This is a genomic window from Winogradskyella alexanderae, from assembly GCF_020166335.1.
Lineage (GTDB): Bacteria > Bacteroidota > Bacteroidia > Flavobacteriales > Flavobacteriaceae > Winogradskyella > Winogradskyella alexanderae.
Genome location: NZ_JAIUJR010000049.1, coordinates 1 through 320, shown reverse-complemented (window position 1 = coordinate 320; position 320 = coordinate 1). Strand labels below are relative to the sequence as shown.

Below are 320 nucleotides of genomic sequence, written 5' to 3'. Positions count from 1 at the left end.
ACGGCGAGGGACCGCAACGGCTGCGGCCTGGTTACGGAGACGGTATTCGTTGTGGACTACCCGCTGTACTTTACGCCCAACGGCGACGGCAACAACGACACGTGGAACATCGCGGGGATTGGCGGTACGGCAAAAATTTATATATTTGACCGCTACGGCAAGCTCCTGAAGCAGATCAGCCCTACGGGCAGCGGCTGGGACGGGACCTACAACGGAAGCCGCATGCCGAGCAGCGACTACTGGTTCACCGTGGAGTACGACGAGCCGGGAACGGACCGCAGAAAGGAACTTAGGGCCCATTTTACCTTGAAACGTTAAAA

At 57.8% G+C, this 320-nt stretch carries 1 protein-coding gene; it reads left to right on the top strand.

The features are described from left to right. Nucleotides 1-318: T9SS type B sorting domain-containing protein (locus LBU54_RS15330; RefSeq protein WP_224531997.1), on the top strand; the 318-nt coding region annotated here is incomplete at its 5' end. Nucleotides 319-320 lie beyond the last annotated feature (2 nt).